This is a genomic window from Streptomyces sp. NPDC058741 (genome assembly GCF_042746715.1).
In the GTDB taxonomy this organism is placed as follows: domain Bacteria; phylum Actinomycetota; class Actinomycetes; order Streptomycetales; family Streptomycetaceae; genus Streptomyces.
The window spans coordinates 210,874-231,210 of sequence record NZ_JBHYQH010000004.1 but is presented as its reverse complement, the minus strand read 5'-3'; the positions used below and the strand labels follow the sequence as shown (position 1 = coordinate 231,210).

General features: G+C 73.1%; 14 protein-coding genes and 4 pseudogenes. 10 read left to right on the top strand and 8 right to left on the bottom strand.

Annotated elements, in window-relative coordinates:
- Nucleotides 1–49: 49 nt before the first annotated feature.
- Nucleotides 50–678, top strand: a pseudogene (locus ACFW6P_RS05230) (transglycosylase family protein).
- A gap of 71 nt (nucleotides 679–749) precedes the next feature.
- On the opposite strand, the gene ACFW6P_RS05225 reads toward ACFW6P_RS05230, so the two are convergent.
- The 3 genes from ACFW6P_RS05225 to ACFW6P_RS05215 are packed head-to-tail and all read right to left on the bottom strand — an operon-like array spanning nucleotide 750 to nucleotide 4,911.
- Nucleotides 750–1,388 carry an ABC transporter ATP-binding protein gene (locus ACFW6P_RS05225; RefSeq protein WP_386422961.1) on the bottom strand — a complete coding sequence of 213 codons (639 nt, stop codon included), beginning with the start codon at nucleotides 1,386–1,388 and terminating at the stop codon, nucleotides 750–752.
- Nucleotides 1,385–4,435 (bottom strand): ATP-binding cassette domain-containing protein, encoded by a 3,051-nt coding sequence (locus tag ACFW6P_RS05220; RefSeq protein WP_386422959.1) that lies wholly within the window; start codon nucleotides 4,433–4,435, stop codon nucleotides 1,385–1,387. The genes ACFW6P_RS05225 and ACFW6P_RS05220 overlap by 4 nt, the downstream gene beginning before the upstream one ends.
- Entirely contained in the window at nucleotides 4,435–4,911 is a 477-nt protein-coding gene (locus ACFW6P_RS05215; protein WP_386350762.1) for a hypothetical protein, read from the bottom strand. The genes ACFW6P_RS05220 and ACFW6P_RS05215 overlap by 1 nt, the downstream gene beginning before the upstream one ends.
- 145 nt (nucleotides 4,912–5,056) lie before the next feature.
- Between ACFW6P_RS05215 and ACFW6P_RS05210 the strand changes: the two genes are divergently transcribed.
- The 3 genes and pseudogenes from ACFW6P_RS05210 to ACFW6P_RS05200 form a co-directional block, all read left to right on the top strand.
- Nucleotides 5,057–5,602, top strand: a complete 546-nt coding sequence (locus tag ACFW6P_RS05210) for a hypothetical protein (protein ID WP_386350464.1) — start codon at nucleotides 5,057–5,059, stop codon at nucleotides 5,600–5,602.
- Nucleotides 5,577–6,866, top strand: coding sequence for an ABC transporter substrate-binding protein (locus ACFW6P_RS05205; RefSeq protein WP_386350467.1), 1,290 nt, complete (start codon nucleotides 5,577–5,579; stop codon nucleotides 6,864–6,866). Before ACFW6P_RS05210 ends, ACFW6P_RS05205 begins: the two co-directional genes overlap by 26 nt.
- A gap of 38 nt (nucleotides 6,867–6,904) precedes the next feature.
- A pseudogene (locus tag ACFW6P_RS05200) lies at nucleotides 6,905–7,925 on the top strand (helix-turn-helix transcriptional regulator); the annotation flags it as partial.
- Here ACFW6P_RS05200 and ctaD read toward each other — a convergent pair.
- Nucleotides 7,810–9,501 carry a cytochrome c oxidase subunit I gene (ctaD, locus tag ACFW6P_RS05195; RefSeq protein ID WP_386422957.1) on the bottom strand — a complete coding sequence of 564 codons (1,692 nt, stop codon included), beginning with the start codon at nucleotides 9,499–9,501 and terminating at the stop codon, nucleotides 7,810–7,812. The pseudogene ACFW6P_RS05200 and the gene ctaD sit on opposite strands and share 116 nt — an antisense overlap.
- Before the next feature lie 425 nt (nucleotides 9,502–9,926).
- Between ctaD and ACFW6P_RS05190 the strand changes: the two genes are divergently transcribed.
- Nucleotides 9,927–10,142, top strand: coding sequence for an I78 family peptidase inhibitor (locus ACFW6P_RS05190; protein ID WP_386350473.1), 216 nt, complete (start codon nucleotides 9,927–9,929; stop codon nucleotides 10,140–10,142).
- Nucleotides 10,143–10,216: 74 nt separating this feature from the next.
- Here the strand turns inward: ACFW6P_RS05190 and ACFW6P_RS05185 are convergent, their stop codons facing one another.
- Entirely contained in the window at nucleotides 10,217–11,212 is a 996-nt protein-coding gene (locus ACFW6P_RS05185; RefSeq protein WP_386350475.1) for a phosphatase PAP2 family protein, read from the bottom strand.
- Between the two features lie 227 nt (nucleotides 11,213–11,439).
- The gene (locus tag ACFW6P_RS05180) at nucleotides 11,440–12,666 is read right to left on the bottom strand and encodes a hypothetical protein (protein ID WP_386422955.1); all 1,227 of its coding nucleotides are present in this window, start codon (nucleotides 12,664–12,666) and stop codon (nucleotides 11,440–11,442) included.
- A 265-nt stretch (nucleotides 12,667–12,931) separates the two neighbouring features.
- Here ACFW6P_RS05180 and ACFW6P_RS05175 point away from each other — a divergent pair, with 265 nt between their 5' ends.
- Both ACFW6P_RS05175 and ACFW6P_RS05170 read left to right on the top strand, forming a co-directional pair.
- Nucleotides 12,932–14,533 (top strand): MFS transporter, encoded by a 1,602-nt coding sequence (locus ACFW6P_RS05175; RefSeq protein ID WP_386350480.1) that lies wholly within the window; start codon nucleotides 12,932–12,934, stop codon nucleotides 14,531–14,533.
- An 88-nt stretch (nucleotides 14,534–14,621) separates the two neighbouring features.
- Complete coding sequence (locus ACFW6P_RS05170; protein WP_386350483.1) at nucleotides 14,622–15,812, top strand: acyl-CoA dehydrogenase family protein; 1,191 nt, start codon at nucleotides 14,622–14,624, stop codon at nucleotides 15,810–15,812.
- Between the two features lie 52 nt (nucleotides 15,813–15,864).
- Here the strand turns inward: ACFW6P_RS05170 and ACFW6P_RS05165 are convergent, their stop codons facing one another.
- Nucleotides 15,865–16,302 (bottom strand): cell division protein SepF, encoded by a 438-nt coding sequence (locus tag ACFW6P_RS05165; RefSeq protein WP_386350486.1) that lies wholly within the window; start codon nucleotides 16,300–16,302, stop codon nucleotides 15,865–15,867.
- Nucleotides 16,303–16,592: 290 nt separating this feature from the next.
- Between ACFW6P_RS05165 and ACFW6P_RS05160 the strand changes: the two genes are divergently transcribed.
- The 3 genes and pseudogenes from ACFW6P_RS05160 to ACFW6P_RS05150 form a co-directional block, all read left to right on the top strand.
- Nucleotides 16,593–17,810, top strand: coding sequence for a DUF5685 family protein (locus tag ACFW6P_RS05160; RefSeq protein ID WP_386422954.1), 1,218 nt, complete (start codon nucleotides 16,593–16,595; stop codon nucleotides 17,808–17,810).
- Between the two features lie 407 nt (nucleotides 17,811–18,217).
- Nucleotides 18,218–19,126, top strand: coding sequence for a S1 family peptidase (locus ACFW6P_RS05155; protein ID WP_386350489.1), 909 nt, complete (start codon nucleotides 18,218–18,220; stop codon nucleotides 19,124–19,126).
- Nucleotides 19,127–19,525: 399 nt separating this feature from the next.
- A pseudogene (locus ACFW6P_RS05150) lies at nucleotides 19,526–19,729 on the top strand (S1 family peptidase); the annotation flags it as partial.
- A gap of 35 nt (nucleotides 19,730–19,764) precedes the next feature.
- On the opposite strand, the pseudogene ACFW6P_RS05145 reads toward ACFW6P_RS05150, so the two are convergent.
- Nucleotides 19,765–20,292: pseudogene (locus ACFW6P_RS05145) on the bottom strand (DUF3533 domain-containing protein); the annotation flags it as partial.
- Nucleotides 20,293–20,337 lie beyond the last annotated feature (45 nt).

Here is a 20,337-nt window from a genome sequence, read left to right as displayed (position 1 = left end):
GGCCCTCGTCCCGCCTTGGGGGATCCCGGGTGCTTCGAGAGGGAACCACATGTCCGAATGTGCCCATAGCGCTCGCGACAACGTCCGGAAGAACCGGGTGCGTACGACGGCGGTCCTCGCCGGGGCGGCACTGCCCGCGCCCCTCGGACTGCTGGCCGCGACCGGAAACGCCGCGGCGGCGGACAGCGGAGTGTGGGACCGCGTCGCCCGGTGCGAGAGCGGCGGCGACTGGCACATCAACACCGGCAACGGCTACTACGGCGGACTCCAGTTCGCCGCCTCCACCTGGCCTACCGCGGCACGGCCCACGCGGCCACCGCGGACCGGGCGAGCAGGTCCCAGCAGATCGCCGTCGCCACCACGGTCCAGCAGGCCCAGGGATGGGGCGCCTGGCCCGTCTGCTCGGCACGCGCCGGGGCGGGCGGAAGCGCACCCGCCGCCGACCCGGTGACCTCCACCCGGTCCGCCCCGGCCAAGCCCTCGGAGGCGCCGCCGCGTTCCCCGGAACACGTGGACCGCGGCTCCTCGCGCGGCGGCCACACCGTCCGCGAGGGCGACACGCCGAGCCGTATCGCCGCCCTGCACGGGACCACCCGGCAGCACCTCTACGCCGTCAACGAGGCCACCATCGGCGGTGATCCCGGCATGCTCGTTCCCGGCCTGCGCCTCGCACTCTGAGGCGCTGCTCCCCTTGCCGGGTCGCGGGCCCCGTCCGGTCCTCCGACCGGGCGGGGCCCCGGCGTCCGGCCTCAGCGCGCGAGCTCGCCCGACTCCCCGGCGAACACGACGGACCCGCGGCGCAGTTCGTAGACGACGGCGGGCCGGTCGCGCAGGGCGGGCGGCAGACGCTGCTCGGCGACCACCACGCACGCGTCGAGCGCGCCCAGCAGCTCGTACGTCCGGGCCGCGACCGAGGGCGACATGCCCTGGGCCGGTTCGTCGACGAGCACCACGCGCGCGCGTGCCAGCAGGGCACGGGAGAGGCCGAGCATGCGCTGCTCCCCGCCGGACAGGGTCCCGGCGCGGCGCTCCAGCAGGGGACGCAGCTGCGGGTAGGCGTCGAGGGCCGGTTCCGGGTCCAGGGCGGCGAGGCCGAGGTTCTCGCGCACGGTCAGCGAGCCGAACACCGCCTGCCGCTCGGGAACCAGGCACAGTCCGCGCCGGGCCCGTTCGTACGCCGGTACCCCCGTCACGTCGGCCCCGTCCCACACGACCGCGCCGGCCGACAGCGGCACGGTCCCGGCGAGGGCGCGCAGGACGGTGGTGCGTCCGGAGCCGTTGCGGCCGAGCAGCACGGTGACGCCCGGGCCGGCGGCGAGGGTGACGCCGTGCAGCGCCTCCAGGGGGCCGTAGCGCACGCGCGCGTGGCGAAGGGAGACGGTGGTCATCGGCCGGCCGCCGACTCCGGTGCGTCCAGGACGCGCTCGGGCGGGCCCGAGGCGACGATCCGGCCTGCGGCCATCACCTGCGCGACGTCGGCGAGACCGGCGACGAGATCCAGATCGTGCTCGACGACCAGCAGTGCCGTGCCGTCGGCGGCCAGGGCCTTCAGGACGCGGGCCAGGGCGGTCACCTCGGCGGTGTCCAGACCCGCCGAGGGCTCGTCGAGCAGCAGCACGCGCGGTCCGCCCGCGAGGACCCGGGCGAGTTCGACGCGGCGCAGCGTCCCGGTCGGCAGTCCGGCTGCGGGCAGCGCGCGTACCGGCCCGTCCAGCCCGAGGAGCCTGAGCGTCCGCTCCACGGCGCCCGGATCGTCCACCCGGCCCTGCTCGGCGCCGACCCGGACGTTCTCGGCCACGGTCAGCGAGGGGAACACGGCCAGTTGCTGGAAAGTCTGTGCGACTCCGAGCCGGGCGCGGGAGTGGGCGGGCAGTCCGGTGATGTCCCGCCCGTCGAGCCGCACCACCCCGCGCGCGGGCCGCAGGGTCCCGGCCAGACAGTGGAACAGAGTGCTTTTCCCGGCACCGTTGGGCCCGACCACGGCGGTGATCCGTCCGGGGAAGAGGTCGAGGCCGACACCGTCGAGGGCGGTGAAGCCGCCGTAGCGGGCGTGGAGGTGCCGGGCGGTCAGGACGGGGGCTGCGGTCGGGGGAGGCGGAGGCGGTGTGGTGCGCGGGCGGGGGGTCGCCGGGTGGTGCGGCGTGGGGAGTCCGGTCTCCGTCGGTTCGGTTGCTGCCGGTTCGGCCGCCGGGCGTTCGGATTCCGCCGGCTGGGTTGTTGCGGGTTCGGTTTCCGCTGGTCGGGGTGTTGTGGGGCCGGTCTCCGGGGGTTCGGTCTCCGCCGGCTGGGTTGTTGCGGGTTCGGGTTCCGTCGGTCCGGTTGCTGCCGGTCCGGTCCCCGCGCGTCGGGCTCCCGTCGCACCGGCCCGTGCCTGCCCCGCCTCAGTCTGCCCCGCCCGTGCCTGCCCCGCCTCAGTCCGCCTTGCCCCCGTGCGCCCCGTCCCCACCCCTCCGACGCCGCCTGCGTACCCGCGCTCCCCTCGTCCCCCTCGCCCCCCGGGTCCGCCCCTCGCGCCTCCACCGCCCCCCGCCACCCCCGTCGCCCCGGCCGGCACCGGTGTGGGACGGGGGCCCCGCGGCCTTGCCGGGCGCAGCAGTTCGCGTGCTCCGGCCCCCGCCGGGGTCAGGTCCGGGGTGCGGTGCGGGCGCAGGCGTTCCGCCGTCGTGCGCAGGGCTTCGTACGGGCCGCCGGGGAAGCGGCCCACGAGGATCGCCAGCACGCCGATGAGCGCCGCCGCCACACCTCCGCGCGCGCCCGCGTCCAGGCCGACCAGGAGGGCCGCCGCGACGAGGGCGCCGGGGGCGCTGTCGGCGCCCAGCACCACCACCGCGGCGAACCACAGCAGTCCGCGCACCGGGTCGTACGCGGCGGCGTCGAAGGCGCGCAGGCCCATGCCCAGCAGTCCGCCGCCCAGCGCGCCCAGCGCGGCGCCCGCGACGAAGGCCAGCAGCTTCAGGGACGGCACCCGCACGCCCGCCGCCTGCGCGCCCCGCTCGTGATCGCGCATGGCCGCCAGGGCCCGGCCCGTCCGCCCCCGGCGCAGGGCGTGCACCGCCAGCAGCGCGACCGCCAGCAGGAGCAGCTCCAGGACGTAGTAGGCCCGGTCCCCGTCGAAGCCCGCCGGGCGGCCCAGCGTCAGACCAGCCGTGGCGTACGGCTGGTCGAAGACGAACCGGCTCACCCCCACGCCGACCGCGAAGGTCGCCAGCGCCAGCGCCAGCCCCCGGCGGCCGATCGCCGGCCAGCCCGTCAGCAGGCCGAGGGGCGCCACCAGGACCACCGCCACCGCGAGGGCGGCCAGCTCCGGCAGGCGCGGCAGCCCCGGGAAGCGGCCCGCCGCCAGCAGCGCCGTGAACAGCGCGCCCAGTCCCGCGTAGGCCGCCTGGCCCAGCGAGATCTGTCCGCCGCGCCCGGTCACCACCACCAGGGACAGCAGGATCACGGCCAGGGCCGGCACCTGGACCGCGGTGTGCAGGTCCCGGCCCGCCAGGCCCAGTGGGAGCAGCAACAGCACACCCGCCACGATCCACGCGCCGGGCGACGTCGCCACCCGGGCCGTCGCCGTACGCGGCAGCGCGTCCCGCTCCCCGATGCCGGGCAGCACCAGCGCCGAGACGAGCAACGCCACGACGAACAGGTTCGTCGCGGCCGCCTGGAGCAGCGGCTCGGCCCAGCCCGAGGGGTGCAGCCGTGTCAGCTGGCTCTGCGCCACCCCGATGCCCAGCGCCACCACCACGGCGACCGTCAGGCTCCGCATCCGCGCGGCCACCGCGACGGCCACCACCTCCATCACCAGCAGCGGCAGCCCGTACGGGTCGAGCCGTACGTACGGCGCGAGCAGCACGCCCGTCAGCCCCGCCGTGAACGAGCCGAACGCCCAGCCCGCCGCGGCGACCCGGTCCGCGTCGATGCCGCCCAGCACGGCGAGCTGCCGGTCGTCGACCACGGCCCGCAGCTCCCGCCCGAACCGCGTCCAGCGCACCACCGCCGCGACCCCGGTGGCCAGCACCAGCACCACCGCCAGCTGCCCCCACGGCTCGTCCGGCACCAGCTCCGGCGCGTCGTCCCGCGCCCCCTGCCCCCACAGCAGCGCCGCCGCCCCCACCAGGAGCACGAACACCCCGATCGACGCCACCAGCGTCTGCGCCGGGCCCAGTCCGAGGACCGACAGGGGCCGGAACACGAACCGCTCCAGTACGACGCCCAGCCCGGGCGCCAGCACCAGCAGCGTCACCGCGGCCCCGAGCCACAGCGGCCAGCTCCACGCGACCACGCACTGCCGCAGCGCGTACGCGCACACCATCGCGATCGCGCCGTGCGCGAAGTTCAGCACCCCGGTCGCCCGGTACGTCACGATCAGGCCGACCCCGGTCAGCGCCGCCGCACTGCCGACCGACAGGCCGGCCAGGGTGAGGTCGTACGTCAGCGAGGACATCAGCCGGACTCTTCGGCCGGTTCGCAGATCGGGCACGGGCCCAGCTCACCGCCGGCCGGCAGGGCGGCGTCCACCGGGACCGCCTCCGCCTTCCCGGCGACCAGCGGGCAGTCGGCGCGGTGCCGGAGCGTGCCGCCCGGCACCATCACCAGCTCGCCGCTGACCGCGAGCGGCGCGGTCGCGGCCTGGCCCGTCTCGTCCGTGTCGGCCGGCACGGCCGCCACCAGCAGGCCGTACAGCTCCTCCACGCGCGCGGCGGCGAGGGCACCGCGGCCGTGGGCCAGCAGCACCGCCCCGGAGATGATCAGCGCGGCGCCCGGGACCGTGCAGGAGGCGAGATAGGGGAGCTGCCGTTCGGCGTAACGCTCGCCGGAGATTCCGTACCAGCCGACGACGCACAGCACCGCGCCCGCCGCCAGCGCCGCCCAGCCCGCCCAGAGAAGGGGATGCACGGTCCGCAGCCGGCTGGTCCGCATCATTGGCTCCCACACGTCGGTCGGCGCTGTGCACGTGCCTGGCCGCCTGTCCCGGTCCGCCGATCGTTTGCACGATGCCCTGTGGAAGCTGACCCTGAAAGCACCAAGCGCCCCAGTCCCGGACCGACACTCGGTGGTGAGCCAGATGGTTCTCGGCAGCGACCTCAGGCGGGGGAACGCGACAGGGGGCCGACGGGCAGCGGGACGGGGCACGGCGGTCGCGGCCGCCCTGGCCCTGGCCGTCGCCCCGGCTCTCGCGGCCTGCAGCGACGGCGGCTACGGCGGTGGCAGTCAGAGCACCCCGGCCACGAGCGCCCCGGCCACCGTGCCGGCGGACCGGGCCGCGGCGGAGAAGGAGATCAAGCAGAACTGGCAGAAGTTCTTCGACCCGAACACCTCGACGCAGGAGAGGCAGGCCCTGCTGGAGAACGGCGACCGGCTGGCCCCGGTGCTGGAGGCCTTCAGCGGTGACGCCCGCGCCAACCAGGTCCAGTCCCAGGTCACCAACGTCGAGTTCACCTCGGCGACCGAGGCGAACGTGACGTACACGCTCACCCTGAAGGGCGCCACCGTCCTGCCGAACGCCTCCGGCACCTCCGTCGAGCAGGACGGCACCTGGAAGATCTCCGCCAAGACGCTGTGCGCCCTGGTGCAGATGAGCGGCAATGCGTCGCAGGTCCCGGGTTGCTGAAGTCGTCGCCGCGGTGCTGCTGCTCGCCCTGAGCGCGGCCTGCGGCAGCCGGCTCCCGGAGAGCGACTTCCAGCACGGCGACCGCACCTCCGTGCCGCCGTCCGGGGCCGCGCCCCTGCGGGTCGGCATCATCAGCAGCGCCACCAGCCCCGTCGGCGGCAGCGTCTTCACCGGCCCGCGCGACGGCGCGAAGGCCTGGTTCGACCGGCTCAACGCGCGCGGCGGCGTCGACGGCCGCCGGGTGGAGGTGCGCACCTGCGACGACGGCGGCAGCGGCGTGGGCAACAGCGACTGCGTGCGCAAGCTGGTGGAGGGGGACCACGTCGTCGCGCTGGTCGCCACCACCGCCCTGGACTACGCCGGTGCCGCGCGGGTCTCGCAGGCGGGCGTGCCCGACATCGGAGGCCAGCCCATCGGCGCCGCCTACGACACCTACCCGCACCTCTACGGCATCCACGGCAGCTCCGCGCCCCGCGACGGCACCACCGGCTGGGACGGCAAGCTGTACGGCGGCACCGAGGTCTACCGCTACTTCAAACGCGAGCACGGCGCCCGCACCGCCGCCGTCGTCTCCTACAACCAGTCCGCCTCCGCCGCCTACGCCCGGCTCGTCGAGCGGGGCCTGCGCGCCGAGGGCTACAAGGTCGTCACCGAGCAGGTCGACTTCGCCCTGCCCAACTTCCGCGCCGCCGCGGCCGACCTGAAGGAACAGGGTGCCGACCTGGTGTTCGACGCCATCGACGAGCACGGCAACGCCCGGCTCTGCCGGGCCATGGACGACGTCGGCGCCCACGTCACCGCCAAGGTGACCAACGTGCAGAACTGGACGTCCGACGTCCCCGACGCCTACAAGGACGCCCCGCGCTGCCGCAACGCCCTGTGGGCCACCGGTTCCAGCCGCAACTTCGACGACACTGGCGACCCGGCCGTACGGGAGTTCCGGGAGGCCACGAAGGACCTGCGGACGCACTCCCAGTGGCAGCTGGAGGGCTGGGCGGCCGCCCGGTGGTTCACGGACGCCGCCAGGGCCTGCGCGCCCACCGGCATCACCCGCGCGTGCGTCGACGCCTGGATGAACCGGAGCCAGGGCTACACCGCCGGCGGGCTGCTGATCCCCGTCGAGTTCGCCCGCCTGCCCCAACCGCCCAGGACCAGCAGGACCTGCCTCTCGGTGGCCCGCTGGCGGGACGGCACGGGCTGGGTCGGCCAGGGGGACATGAACCGCACCTGCTTCACCGTCCCGCTCCTGGCCTACACCCCTTGAGGACAGAATCTGTCCGCGATGACGGGCAGACTCGTCCCATGGTGGAGACCTCGGCGCGCCTGCTGCGTCTGCTGTCCCTGCTCCAGGACCACCGTGACTGGTCCGGCTCCGACCTGGCCGGCCGGCTCGGGGTCAGCGCCCGCACCCTGCGCCGGGACGCCGACCGGCTACCCGGTCAACGCCAGCCCCGGCACCGGCGGCGGCTACCGACTCGGCGCCGGCGCCCGGCTCCCGCCGCTGCTCCTGGACGACGACGAGGCCGTCGCCGTCGTGGTCAGGCTGCGCACGGCCGCCGGGCAGGGCATCGAGGGCATCGGCGAGACCTCCGTACGCGCCCTCGCCACGCTCGAACAGGTGCTGCCGGACCGGCCGCGCCGCCGGGTGGGCGCCCTCAACGCCTTCACCGTGCCGATGCTGCGCGGCACGCCGCCCTCCCCGGTCGACCCGGTCGTGCTGACCGAACTGGCCCACCTGTGCCGGGACGCCGAGCGGCTGCGCTTCGACTACCAGGGACACGACGGCACCCTCACCCGCCGCAGCGTCGAGCCGCACCGCCTGGTGTGCACCGAGCGCCGCTGGTACCCGGTCGCCTGGGACCTCGACCGCGAGGACTGGCGCACCTTCCGCGTGGACCGCGTCACGCCCCGGCCACCGCACGGCCCCCGCTTCGTCCCGCGCGACCCGCCCGCCGAGGACCTGGCCGCCTACGTCTCCCAGGGCGTCTCCACCCGTGTCTACGCCACCCACGCCACCGTACGGATCCCGGCGCCCCTGGAGGACGCCGCCGCCCGCATCTCGCCCTCGGCCGGCGTGCTGCAGGCCGAGGGCCCGGACACCTGCCTGCTGCGCTGCGGCGCCGCCAGCCTCGACGTGATGGTCATCCACGTCGTCATGCTGGGCTTCCCCTTCGAGGTACTGGAACCGGACGGCCTCCTCGACGCGGTCAGGAGGACTCGCGACCGGCTTGATGCGGCCCTGGCTCGGGCTGCGGCGTCACCTCCGCGTACTGCGGATGGTGCAGGTCGAACGCCGGGGACTCGGAGCGGATCCGGGGCAGCGTCGTGAAGTTGTGCCGGGGCGGCGGACAGGACGTCGCCCACTCCAGGGAGCGGCCCCAGCCCCAGGGGTCGTCGGCCTCGACCTTCTCGCCGTACAGGGCCGTCTTCCACACGTTGTAGAGGAACGGCAGCGTCGACATGCCGAGCAGGAACGCGCCGATCGACGACACCGTGTTCAGCGCGGTGAAGCCGTCGGCGGCGAGGTAGTCGGCGTACCGGCGGGGCATCCCCTCGGCGCCCAGCCAGTGCTGCACCAGGAACGTGGTGTGGAAGCCGACGAAGAGCGTCCAGAACTGGATCTTGCCGAGCCGCTCGTCGAGCATCTTCCCGGTGAACTTGGGCCACCAGAAGTGGAAGCCGGCGAAGACCGCGAAGACGACGGTGCCGAAGACGACGTAGTGGAAGTGCGCCACCACGAAGTACGAGTCCGTGACGTGGAAGTCCATCGGCGGCGACGCAAGGATCACCCCGGTCAGCCCGCCGAACAGGAAGGTCACCAGGAAGCCCGTCGCCCACAGCATCGGCGTCTCGAAGGACAGCGAGCCCTTGAGCATGGTTCCGGTCCAGTTGAAGAACTTCACGCCCGTGGGCACGGCGATCAGGAAGCTCATGAAGGAGAAGAACGGCAGCAGCACCGCGCCCGTGGCGAACATGTGGTGCGCCCACACGATCACCGACAGGCCGGTGATCGCCATGGTCGCCCCGACCAGGGTCAGGTAGCCGAACATCGGCTTACGGCTGAAGACCGGGATGATCTCCGTGACGATCCCGAAGAACGGCAGCGCGATGATGTACACCTCGGGATGGCCGAAGAACCAGAACAGGTGCTGCCACAGGATCGCCCCGCCGTTGGCCGCGTCGAAGACCTGCGCGCCGAACCGCCGGTCGGCCTCCAGCACCAGCAGCGCCGCCGCCAGCACCGGGAACGCCATCAGGATCAGGATCGACGTGAACAGCGTGTTCCAGGTGAAGATCGGCATCCGGAACATCGTCATGCCGGGGGCACGCATCCCGATGATCGTCGTGATGAAGTTGACCGCGCCGAGGATCGTGCCGAAGCCGGACAGCGCCAGGCCCATGATCCACAGATCGGCACCGAGGCCGGGCGTGCGCTCCGCGCTGTTCAGCGGGGCGTAGGCGAACCAGCCGAAGTCGGCCGGCCCGGACGGCACCACCAGCGAGCCGAGCACGATCAGCCCGCCGAACAGGAACAGCCAGTACGAGAGCATGTTGAGCCGCGGGAAGGCCACGTCCGGGGCGCCGATCTGCAACGGCATCAGCTCGTTGGCGAAGCCCGCGAAGGCCGGCGTCGCGAACAGCAGCAGCATGATCGTGCCGTGCAGCGTGAACAGCTGGTTGTACTCGGTGTTGGTCATGATCTGCAGACCGGGGCGGGCCAGCTCGGCCCGCATCAGCAGCGCCATCACACCGGCGGCCAGGAAGAACGCGAACGACGTGATCAGGTACAGGTGGCCGATCTTCTTGTGGTCGGTCGTCGTGACCCAGTCGATCACCAGGCGTCCGTGCCTCCTCCGCGGCACGGGCCGCGCCGGCGGCTGTACGGTCTGCGTCCCCATCACTCGCCCCTTCACTCCTCGCGTACCGGGCCCGGCGCCGAAGCCCCCGCCGCAGGCACCCGCGAGCTCACGCCATGATGCTCGCGTCACCGTGCGCTCCACAGGGGGCGTACCGGCCTCCGCGGGCCGGAACCGCGCATTTCGCGCGCGGCGCCGGAACCGCCCGGCCGCCCGGTCGCGGAATGCGGCGAGGCTCCGGGCACGCACTTCCGCCCGCTCATTCCGCCGTGCTTTTCCATGAGCTCATGTGCCCCGCGGGAAGGACGATCGAATGCCCGCGGAAGGCCTAGGGAACCGCTCGTCCGTGTGACCGCGACGATCCGAAACGCCTGTCGTGATCTTGTGACAGAAGCGTGACCGGAAGCGGACGGTGACGAAGCCGGCCCGCACTTCCGCCGTCGCCCGGCAGGACATAGCGTGGCGGCATGGCACCCACTCCGACACCTTCCGCGGAACCCGACGACAGCCCGGACACCTACGTCGGTCTGGAGGCCGGCCGGGCCGAGCACCTCGCGCGTGAGCGTGGCTGGCCGACGGTGCGCGCGCTGCCGCCGGGGGCGATCATCACGATGGAGTACCGCGTGGGCCGGCTGAACTTCGAGGTCAGGGACGGCCGGGTGGCGCGGGCCTGGAAGGGCTGACACACGGCGAAGGCCCCCGTTCCTGGGAACCGGGGTCTTCGCGCTGTCCGGACGGGGTGCGCGCCGCCACGTGGTCAGCCGCCCCCCACGGAACGGGCCGAGGAGGCCGAGCCTCGTGGGTGCCGCTCCGGCTGGGGCGGGCGGCGGCTGCCGACCGGGGTGATCGGGGTGCGCTCCGAGCGGGACGTGTGCGGGCCCGGCGCCAGGTAGGCCGGGGCGCGGGGCGGGCGGGCCGCGACGTCCTCCCGGTCGGCGGGCAGCGGCGTGACCACCACCGGGGGCGGGCCGGCCGGCGCCACCGCGGTACGGCCGCCGCGGTCCAGCAGGCGGTCGCGCAGCGCGAAGATCCGGGCCTCGGCGCGGGCGATCAGGGGTTCGAACCACGGCAGGGCCAGCAGGATCAGCAGGCCCGCCGTCCAGCCGAGCAGGACGTCGCTCAGCCAGTGCGTACCGAGGTAGACGGTGGCCATCCCCACGCCGAGCGAGGTCACGGCGGAGACGGCGGACAGCCAGCGGCGCGCTCTCGGGGTGGAGGCCAGATAGGCCAGGATCCCCCAGGTCACCACGGCGTTGGCGGTGTGACCGCTCGGAAATATATCGCCGCCGCGCCACATCTCGTTCGAGCCGATCACGGTCGCGTAGTGGGGGCCCAGACGGCCCATGCCGTACTTGGCGGCGCCGACCGTGACGTTCAGCAGGAGCAGTGAGACCCCGAGGGCGAGCAGTGGACGCAGCGTGTGCTGCCGCCAGGAGCGCCATCCCAGCCACGCCGCGACCATCACGGCGGTCGGGCCGCGCTGGCCGAGCACCACGTAGTAGTCGACGAACCAGTGGATCTGGGACCACTGCTGGTACGGCCGGAAGAACATCACCTGCCAGTCGAGCCGCACCAGCCAGGACGTGATCACCACGGCCCACACGATCGCGCCGTAGAACGCCAGGGTCGCAGCGAAGAGGACGACGCGGTGCCTGCTCATCTTCGGCACGTCGATGTGGGCCGGTCGTTCCGGCTCACGGTCCAGCCGGGCGAACACCCGGTCCAGACGGGTGAGCTTCGGTTCGGTACGCACCCAATCGACGTTACAGCGAGTGAGCTCGGATCCCCGGCGAATCAACGGCTTTGTGATGACGATGTGATGTGGGATTCCTCTCAACAGGGGGTTTATTTCCAGTGAATCTGCAATCACCGGGCCCTGTGGCCTTCAATTCCTTTGATCATTCCGGAGGCGGGTTTTCTCCCCCTTTTGAATTCGTTCACCGGGGGATGGTGCGGAATTCGCCGCTCGCTCACAGCCGGTCAAGGCGGACCGGACCCGTTGAGCCAGAACGCCCCGTACAACGCCGAGGCGCTCGCCATCGCCCCCACCGCCCAGGCTGACCTGCGCCTACTCCACTCCGCCAGGGCCGTCGCGAGGGGCAGCAGCAGCGGGAAGGCGGGCATCAGCAGGCGCGGTTTCGAGCCGAAGTAGCTCGACGCGCACAGGGCGAGCGCGGTGACGACGCCGGTGTAGACCAGCAGCGGAAGGGGCTGGCGGCGACGTACTCCGAGCACGTACAGCCAGACGACTGACGCGACTCCCACGATCAGCCCCATACCGGCCAGGGCCGACGGGAGCGCCGTGAACTTGTCGGCGACGAACCGGGCGAAGGCGTACCCGCCGTCGAAGCCGTTGCGCCAGCCCGCCTGCACCTCGAGGTAACCGAGCGGGCCCCGGCCGGTGCGACGGCCGACCCAGAGCACGTACCCCGCGGTGCCCAGCGGGGCGAGGAGGACGCCGAGGGCGCGGCGTGCGCCGACGGTGCCCAGAGGCGTGCGGAGGGTGGCGCCGGCCCGGGGGAGGGCGCGTGCCGGGGTGGGCGCGCCGCCCGGACCTCCCGCGCGTCCGGTGCGCACGGAAGAGGACACGGCCCCCGCCCACACGGCCGCTGCCACCGCGATCCCCACCGGACGGGTCAGCCCCGCCAGCAGGGCCAGGGAGCCCGCCGTCACCCAGCGGCCGGTCAGCACCGCGTACAGCGACCACGCGGCGAGAGCCGTGAACAGCGACTCGCTGTAGGCCATCGACTGCACGATCCCCACCGGCAGGACGGCCCACAGCAGCACCGCGCACACCCCGGCCCGGCGGCCGTACACCAGGTCCGCCACCGCGAAGATCCCCCAGGCGGCGGCGAGCGAGGCGACCAGGGCGACCAGGAAGCCACCGTCCGCGTAGGACAGCGGCGTCACGGCCGCCACCGTGCGCTCCAGCCAGGGCAGCAACGGGAAGAACGCCAGGTTGGAGTGCACGTCCCCGTTCGGCAGGCGCACCTCGTAGCCGTAGCCGAGTTCGGCGACCCGGACGTACCAGAGCGCGTCCCAGCGGGCGGTCAGCAGCGTGTACGCGCTCTTGTCCCGCGCCGCGCTCCACAGGACCAGCACGAGCAGGCCCAGGGCGCGGACGGCCGCGTACCCGAGGAGCGCGGGGGCCGCCCGGCGCAGCGTCCCGGCGCGGGACGGGGCCGCGCACGTCTCGAGGTCGGTCACGCGCCCGATTATCGGCCGGACGGGGAACCGCCCGGCCGGACGGGGCGTGGCCGACGCACAAGGCAGTGGCGTACGCCACACCTTTCGGCCGGACGTGTGAGAGGTCCGCCACTGGGCATCGGCGTGAACTCGCGTACTCTGACGTGTCACTCGCTTTTCGTTTGCGCGGGCCGGGGACCCCACCGCTCCTCCCCGGCCGAGTCGCGGGGGCGTCCCCCACCCCGCGAGCCCGCCGATCGCGAGGGAACTTCTGGGAGGTACGTACATGTCCGGGACGACCACGGCCGCCGCCGGGTTGCGCCGTCGGACGGCCGGGGCCGGTGCCAACCGCTGGGTGGTTCTCGTCGTCCTCTGCGTCAGCCTGCTGCTGGTCGCCGTCGACGCCACCGTGCTGCACGTGGCGGTCCCCGCCGTCACCGAGGACCTCAGGCCCGGCGGGATGGAACTGCTCTGGATCGTCGACGTCTACCCGCTGGTCTGCGCCTCGCTGCTGATCCTCTTCGGCACGCTGGGTGACCGGGTGGGCCGCAGGAGGGTGCTGCTCCTCGGGTACGCGCTGTTCGGGGTCGCCTCCGGCCTGGCGGCGCTGGCGGACAACGCCCCGGTGCTCATCGCGGCGCGGGCGCTGCTCGGGGTGGGCGGCGCGATGATCATGCCCGCGACGCTGTCCCTCCTGCGGCAGGTCTTCCCCGACCGCCGCGAGCGGGCGCTCGCCATCGGTATCTGGAGCGCCGTGGCCGCGGTGGGCGCCGCGGTCGGGCCCCTGCTCGGCGGTTTCCTGCTGGAGCACTTCTGGTGGGGCTCGGTCTTCCTCGTCAACATCCCGTTGATGCTGGTCAGCCTTCCGGTCGGGCGTCTGCTGCTGCCCGAGTCGAAGGGGGAGCGCGACGGGCCGTGGGACGTGGTCGGGGCGCTGATGGCCGCGGCCGGGCTGTTCGGTGTCGTGCTGGGCGTCAAGCGCCTCGGCGGCGGAGAGCCGGTAGCGAGCCTGCTCACGCTGCTGCCGCTGGTGGTGGGCACGGCCCTGCTGGCCGCCTTCGTGCGACGGCAGCGGCGGCGGGCCCGCCCGCTGGTGGACCTGTCGATGTTCGCGCGGCCGGCGTTCAGCACATCCGTCGGGTGCATCGTGCTGGCGATGCTCGCCCTCGTGGGCCTGGAGCTGATCGCGGCGCAGTACCTGCAGCTGGTGCTCGGGCTGTCCCCGCTGGAGACCGGGCTGCGGCTGCTGCCGCTGACCTTCGCCGCGATGGCCGCCGGGCTGGCCGGGGCGCGCATGCTGCGGCGGTTCGGGCCGCGGCGGACGGTGTGCGCCGGGTTCTGTCTGACCGCCTTCGCGGTGGTGCTGCTGACGGCCCTGGGGCGGACGGACGACTGCGCGCTGATGCTGAGCGGCTTCGTGCTGCTGGGCTTCGGCCTGGAGACGACCCTCTTCGGGGCCTACGAGTCGATGCTGAGCGAGGCGCCGCCGGAACAGGCCGGCGGAGCGGCGGCGATCGGCGAGACGTCGTACCAACTGGGCGCGGGCATCGGGATCGCCCTGCTGGGCAGCGTGATGAACGCGGCGTACGCCCCCGGACTGTCGGGCGTGCCCGGCGTGCCGGAGTCGGCGACCTCCTCGGCGGGGCATTCGCTGGGGGAGGCGTACGGGGTCGCCGCGCAGCTGGGCGGGAGTGCCGGGGCCGCTCTGCGGCACGCGGCCGGGGACGCCTTCGTGCACGGGCTCCACGTGACCCTGCTGGTGAGCGCGGGCCTGCTGCTGCTGGGCGCGGCGATGGCGTTGCGGCTGCCGCGGGTGATGCAGTGCGAGCCGGCGCCGGTGGAGATGCCCGCGCAGCGGAGGTCCGAGGACTCGCGCGTCTCGGTGTGAGCCGCCCGCCGGGGGTGGTGCGGGGCGGGGCGAGCCCGTAGCGTCTTGGTTAGCGGTGCTAGTTGAAGAGTCCCGGAGGGTGCCCGTCATGTCCGCCTCGTCCAAGCTGCCCCCCTTCGACCCGGCTGACCCCCTCGGCCTCGACGACCTGCTGGAGCCGGAGGACCTGGGGATCCGGGACACCGTGCGGGCCTGGGCCGCCGACCGGGTCCTGCCGTACGTCGCCGACTGGTACGAGAAGGGCGAGCTGCCGGTCGTCCGGGAGCTGGCCCGGGAGCTCGGGGGGATCGGGGCCCTCGGCATGTCCCTGGAGGGGTACGGCTGCGCCGGCGCCTCCGCCGTGCAGTACGGGCTCGCCTGCCTGGAACTGGAGGCCGCCGACTCCGGCATCCGCTCCCTCGTCTCCGTGCAGGGCTCCCTCGCCATGTACGCCGTCCACCGCTTCGGCAGCGAGGAGCAGAAGCGGCGCTGGCTGCCCGGTATGGCCGCCGGCGAGGTCATCGGATGCTTCGGTCTCACCGAGCCGGACCACGGGTCCGACCCCGCATCCATGCGCACCTACGCCAGGCGCGACGGCTCGGACTGGATCCTCAACGGCCGCAAGATGTGGATCACCAACGGGTCCGTGGCCGGTGTCGCCGTGGTGTGGGCGCAGACCGAGGACGGGATCCGCGGGTTCGCCGTGCCCACCGACAGCGCCGGTTTCTCCGCCCCCGAGATCAAGCACAAGTGGTCCCTGCGCGCCTCCGTCACCAGCGAACTCGTCCTCGACGACGTCCGGCTGCCCGCCGACGCCGTACTGCCGGAGGTCACCGGCCTGCGCGGACCGCTCAGCTGTCTGTCGCACGCCCGGTACGGGATCGTCTGGGGAGCCATGGGCGCGGCCCGCAGTTCCTTCGAGGCCGCCGTCGACTACGCCAGGTCGCGGGAGCAGTTCGGGCGGCCCATCGGCGGCTTCCAGCTCACCCAGGCCAAACTCGCCGACATGGCGGTCGAACTGCACAAGGGGATCCTGCTCGCCCACCATCTGGGGCGGCGCATGGACGCAGGCCGCCTGCGTCCCGAGCAGGTCAGCTTCGGCAAGCTCAACAACGTGCGGGAGGCGATCGAGATCTGCCGCACGGCCCGGACCGTCCTCGGCGCCAACGGGATCTCCCTCGAGTACCCCGTCATGCGGCACGCCACCAACCTCGAGTCGGTGCTCACCTACGAGGGCACCGTCGAGATGCACCAGCTCGTGCTGGGCAAGGCGCTCACCGGGCTCGACGCCTTCCGGTAGTCCTGTCCGGTCGCCACCCTGCGCGCGGGGCGGGCCGGTGAGCGGCCCTGCCTCAGCTCTGGTTGAAGAAGCCGTCCGCCCGGTGCGCGGCCGGGTCGCCGTTGACGATCTCCGTGTGCGCCGGGGTCAGCAGGAACACGCGGGTCGACACCCGCTCGATCGAACCGCGCAGACCGAAGATCAGCCCGGCCGCGAAGTCGACCACGCGCTTGGCGTCGGCGGCCTCCATGGCCGTGAGGTTCATGATGACCGGCACGCCGTCGCGGAACAGCTCGCCGATGACGCGGGCGTCCCGGAAGCTGTCCGGGGTCACCGTGCCGATCCGGCGGCCCTTCTCCTCGGCGACGTCCGAGGCCACCTTGACTCTCGGATCGGTGACCCAGGCCTCCCCGGTCTCGGGCCCGTCGGAGTAGTCGTCGTCGTAGTAACGCTCGTCTTCCTTGTCGTCGACGAGGCCAAGCCAGGCACTTGCCTTGCGTACCGATCCCATGGACGCCTCCTCTCACAGCGGTCATTCTGCTTTCCGCATCCCTATGGTCGTCCATGATGCGGATGGCGCGCCAAGTGGATAGACGCCGCGCGGGGGGTTTGTGACGGTACTGGTGCACAGCGAATCCGTCGAGAGTCCGTGTGTCCCAAGGGTTCTTTCTCAAACGGCTGCTGACTGTGAGTGAAATATGATTCTTCTCGGCGTACGGGTGACGGCCGGGGCGTACGGGTGAATGCGCGGGCCGATACGATGCCGCGGCTCAGCATCGGAACCAGGCTCGGGGGAACGTCGTGTTCGGAATCGTCAGGCCGTGCAGACACCGGCTCGGGGAGAAGCTCGCCGGTCAGTGGATGGCGCATTTGTGCGGGCTGTGCCTCGCACTGCGCGGTGATCACGGGCAGCTCGCCCGCCTGGTGACGAACTACGACGGGCTTCTCGTCTCCGCTTTGACGGAGGCTCAGGCGCAGCCCGGTGACGCCGGGAGGCGTACGGCCGGCCCGTGCCCGCTGCGCGGCATGCGCACCGCCTCCGTCGCGCACGGCGAGGGGGCCCGGCTGGCGGCGGCCGTGTCCCTGGTGCTGGCCTCGGCGAAGGTGCGCGACCACATCGGCGACGGCGACGGGCTGCTGGCCCGCAGGCCGGTGGCGCGGGCCGCGCGCCGGGTGGCCGCGAGCTGGGACGCGGCTGCGGCCCGGACCGGTACCGCCGTGGGGTTCGACACCGCCCTCCTGGTCGACGCCGTGGACCGGCAGACCGGCATCGAGGCGCTCGCCGGACCCGGGACGCCGCTCCTGACGGTCACCGAACCGACCGAGAGCGCGACCGCCGCCGCCTTCGCGCACACGGCGGTCCTGGCCGGCCGGCCGCACAACGCGCGTCCGCTCGCCGAGGCCGGACGGCTCTTCGGCCGCCTCGCGCACCTGCTGGACGCCGTGGAGGACCTGCACGCCGACGCCGCGTCAGGCGCCTGGAACCCGATCGCCGCGACGGGCACGCCCCTGCCGGAGGTGCGCCGGCTCGCCGACGACGCGGTGCACGGCGTGCGCCTCGCGCTGAACGACGTCGAGTTCACCGACGCCAAGCTCGTGCACCTGCTGCTCGTGCACGAAGTACGGCGCTCGGTGGACCGGGCGTTCGGCACCGTGCCGGTGTGCGCCTCCCACCAGGGCGGCGGTCCGTACGGGCAGCGCCCCCCGCAAGGGCCGTACGGGCGGCAGGGGTCGTACGGCTCGCAGCAGAACCCGTACGCGGGCGGTGGCGGGCATCCGTACGCCGGCGGGGGAGGGGCGTACGGCGGCGGTGGGTTCGGTGGGGGCGCGCCGGTGCCCCAGCCGCCGCAGCCGCGCGGGTTCTGGGCCGGCTGCGGCATGTTCTGGCTGCTGTGCTGCACCTGCAAGCTGTGCTGCGCCAAGGAGTACGAGGGACCCTGGTCCCGGAAGAAGCGCGAGGGGTGCTGCCGGGAATGCGACTGCGGCGGGTGCGACTGCTGCTGCCCCTGCGACTGCTGACGCTGTGACGGCGCGACCGGGGAGCCCTCGCTGCCGAGGGCTATCCGGAGGATCGAATTCCGGCCATCTCTCGGTGGTCGCGGGGTCCGCCCCGCGACCGGCACCCGGTGTGCCGGGGGTGCCGCGTCCGAGCCCGCAAGCGCGTACTGCCACGGCCTCGGTCCTTTGCCGGCCCCTTCTTCCGCGTCCTCGCGCCGCGGGTCCGTTCGGTAATCCGCCGTGAAGATCGTCAAAGGTTGAAGGCCGAAAGGCACCCTTGCGCCGACCGGTCGTTCGGCCGAATACTCCCGTTCAGCGCTTGTCAGGGGCACGGCATGTTCGGAATGCGGACGGCCTGTCACCTGACTGCGCCTCACGGGCCCGCAACCCCACGAGGGCCCCCGACTTCCTTTGTGGAGGAACGAAAAGTGAGGATCAAGCGCACCACCCCTCGTAGCGGCATCTCGAGACGGACCCGGCTGATCGCCGTTTCCACCGGCCTCGTCGCCGCTGCCGCGATCGCGGTCCCCAGCGCGAACGCGTCCGACGCCCCCACCGCCTTCAGCTCGACCGAGCTCAAGAGCGCCAGCGGCTCCGTGCTGAAGGCCGACATCCCGGGCACCGCCTGGGCCGTCGACAGCAAGACCAACCGGGTGCTCGTCACCGTCGACAGCACGGTCACCCGGGCCGAGATCGCGAAGATCAAGCAGCAGGCCGGCGCCAACGCCGACGCGCTCACGATCAAGCGCACCCCCGGCAAGTTCAACAAGCTCATCCAGGGCGGCGACGCCATCTACTCGAATGTCGGGCGCTGCTCCCTCGGCTTCAACGTCCGTGCCAGCAACGGCACCCAGTACTTCCTGACCGCCGGTCACTGCACCGACGGCGCGGGCACCTGGTACTCCAACTCGGGCCGTACCACGGTGCTCGGTTCGACCGCCGGGTCCAGCTTCCCGGGCAACGACTACGGCATCGTCCGGTACACGAACTCCTCGGTCAGCAAGCCCGGTACGGCCAACGGCGTGGACATCACGCGCGCGGCCACCCCGAGCGTGGGCACCACCGTCATCCGCGACGGCTCCACGACCGGTACGCACAGCGGCCGGGTCACCGCCCTCAACGCGACCGTCAACTACGGCGGCGGCGACATCGTCTACGGCCTGATCCAGACCACCGTCTGCGCCGAGCCCGGCGACTCCGGCGGTGCGCTGTACGGCAGCAACGGCACCGCGTACGGTCTGACCTCCGGCGGCAGCGGCAACTGCACCTCCGGCGGCACGACGTTCTTCCAGCCGGTGACGGAGGCCCTGAGCGCCTACGGCGTCAGCGTCTACTAGGCCTCAACGGTCTGCCGGTCTGTCTGCCGGTCCTCACCTCGCACCACCTTCGCCCCCGTACGCTCCGGCGTGCGGGGGCTTCTTCTGTCGCAATCGCCCTTCCTGACGCACCGTCGGAACCGGACGCCGGAGGAATCAGAACAAGCCAGGGGCGGACCTCGCAGGGTGCCGACACATTACTCACCCGTAATGTTTGCAGCGGGAAAGGGAGTTGGCCGCATCCGATGTGACCATGGACGGTGAGAAGGGTGCGCACACGAAGCGCTGTCTACGCGCGTCTCGAACTCACCGTTGTGTGCTTCCTGTTGGCGTCGGAATAGTTGATCCTCGTCAACGAGGCCTTCCGGTCCGCGAGGTCCCCACAACCTCCCGGACCGTCCCCCCGCAGGAGGACAGAAGTTGAAGCACCGACGCATACCGAGGCGGCGTGCAGCCGTGGCGGGCGCGGGCACCACCGCGCTGGTCGCCGCGGGAGTGACCTTGCAGTCCGCGAACGCGAGCGAGTCTCCCGAGGTCTCCGCGCCCAGGACCCTGTCGGTCGCGACGGCCGGAAAGCTCGCCTCGACGCTGGCCCAGGACCTGGGCGGCGACGCGGCCGGGACCCGGATCGCCGTGGGGCGGGTGCGGGCCCGTCGTGATCACGGCGTCCCGGTCGCGTTCGCCCGACCTCGGAGCGCGGCCGCCGCCAGGGTGATCGCGGTGCCCGCCACCGCCCAGGCCGCCAGCACCAGCAGGGGCCCGGTCATCGCGTTGTCGTCGAAGTAGGCGATCGAGCGGGCCGACCAGGTGCCGGCGCCCGGGGGCAGCGCCGGGCCGATCGCCTTCCAGAAGGGCGGGAGCAGGGGCGGGGGCAGCGCGCCGCCCGCGCTCGGGTTGCCGAGAACGACCACCAGCAGGATGACCAGGCCGATGCCGATCGTGCCGAAGACGCCCTGGAGGGCGAGGGTGGCCGCGCCCACGGCGAAGATGATCAGGGTGCCCAGGCCCCAGAGGGCCGCCGTGCTGCCGGGCAGGGCGTCCAGGACCGGGCCCACGATGAGCGCTCCGCCGAGACCGCCGAGAAGGGCGACCACGACCATGACCGCCAGGCGGATCGCCGCGCGGCCGGGGTTGGAGGGCTTGGCCCCGGCGCTGATCGCCAGGGCCGCCGCACCCAGGTAGCCGCCCGCCTCCACGGTCGGGGGCGGAAGGGTGTTTCCGCAGGTGGGACG

Coding starts and splice junctions, on each gene's coding strand:
- ACFW6P_RS05225 (WP_386422961.1), bottom strand. CDS start 1,388: ATGACCACCGTCTCCCTTCGCCACGCGCGCGTGCGCTACGGCCCCCTG.
- ACFW6P_RS05220 (WP_386422959.1), bottom strand. CDS start 4,435: ATGTCCTCGCTGACGTACGACCTCACCCTGGCCGGCCTGTCGGTCGGC.
- ACFW6P_RS05215 (WP_386350762.1), bottom strand. CDS start 4,911: ATGCGGACCAGCCGGCTGCGGACCGTGCATCCCCTTCTCTGGGCGGGC.
- ACFW6P_RS05210 (WP_386350464.1), top strand. CDS start 5,057: ATGGTTCTCGGCAGCGACCTCAGGCGGGGGAACGCGACAGGGGGCCGA.
- ACFW6P_RS05205 (WP_386350467.1), top strand. CDS start 5,577: ATGCGTCGCAGGTCCCGGGTTGCTGAAGTCGTCGCCGCGGTGCTGCTG.
- ctaD (WP_386422957.1), bottom strand. CDS start 9,501: ATGGGGACGCAGACCGTACAGCCGCCGGCGCGGCCCGTGCCGCGGAGG.
- ACFW6P_RS05190 (WP_386350473.1), top strand. CDS start 9,927: ATGGCACCCACTCCGACACCTTCCGCGGAACCCGACGACAGCCCGGAC.
- ACFW6P_RS05175 (WP_386350480.1), top strand. CDS start 12,932: ATGTCCGGGACGACCACGGCCGCCGCCGGGTTGCGCCGTCGGACGGCC.
- ACFW6P_RS05170 (WP_386350483.1), top strand. CDS start 14,622: ATGTCCGCCTCGTCCAAGCTGCCCCCCTTCGACCCGGCTGACCCCCTC.
- ACFW6P_RS05165 (WP_386350486.1), bottom strand. CDS start 16,302: ATGGGATCGGTACGCAAGGCAAGTGCCTGGCTTGGCCTCGTCGACGAC.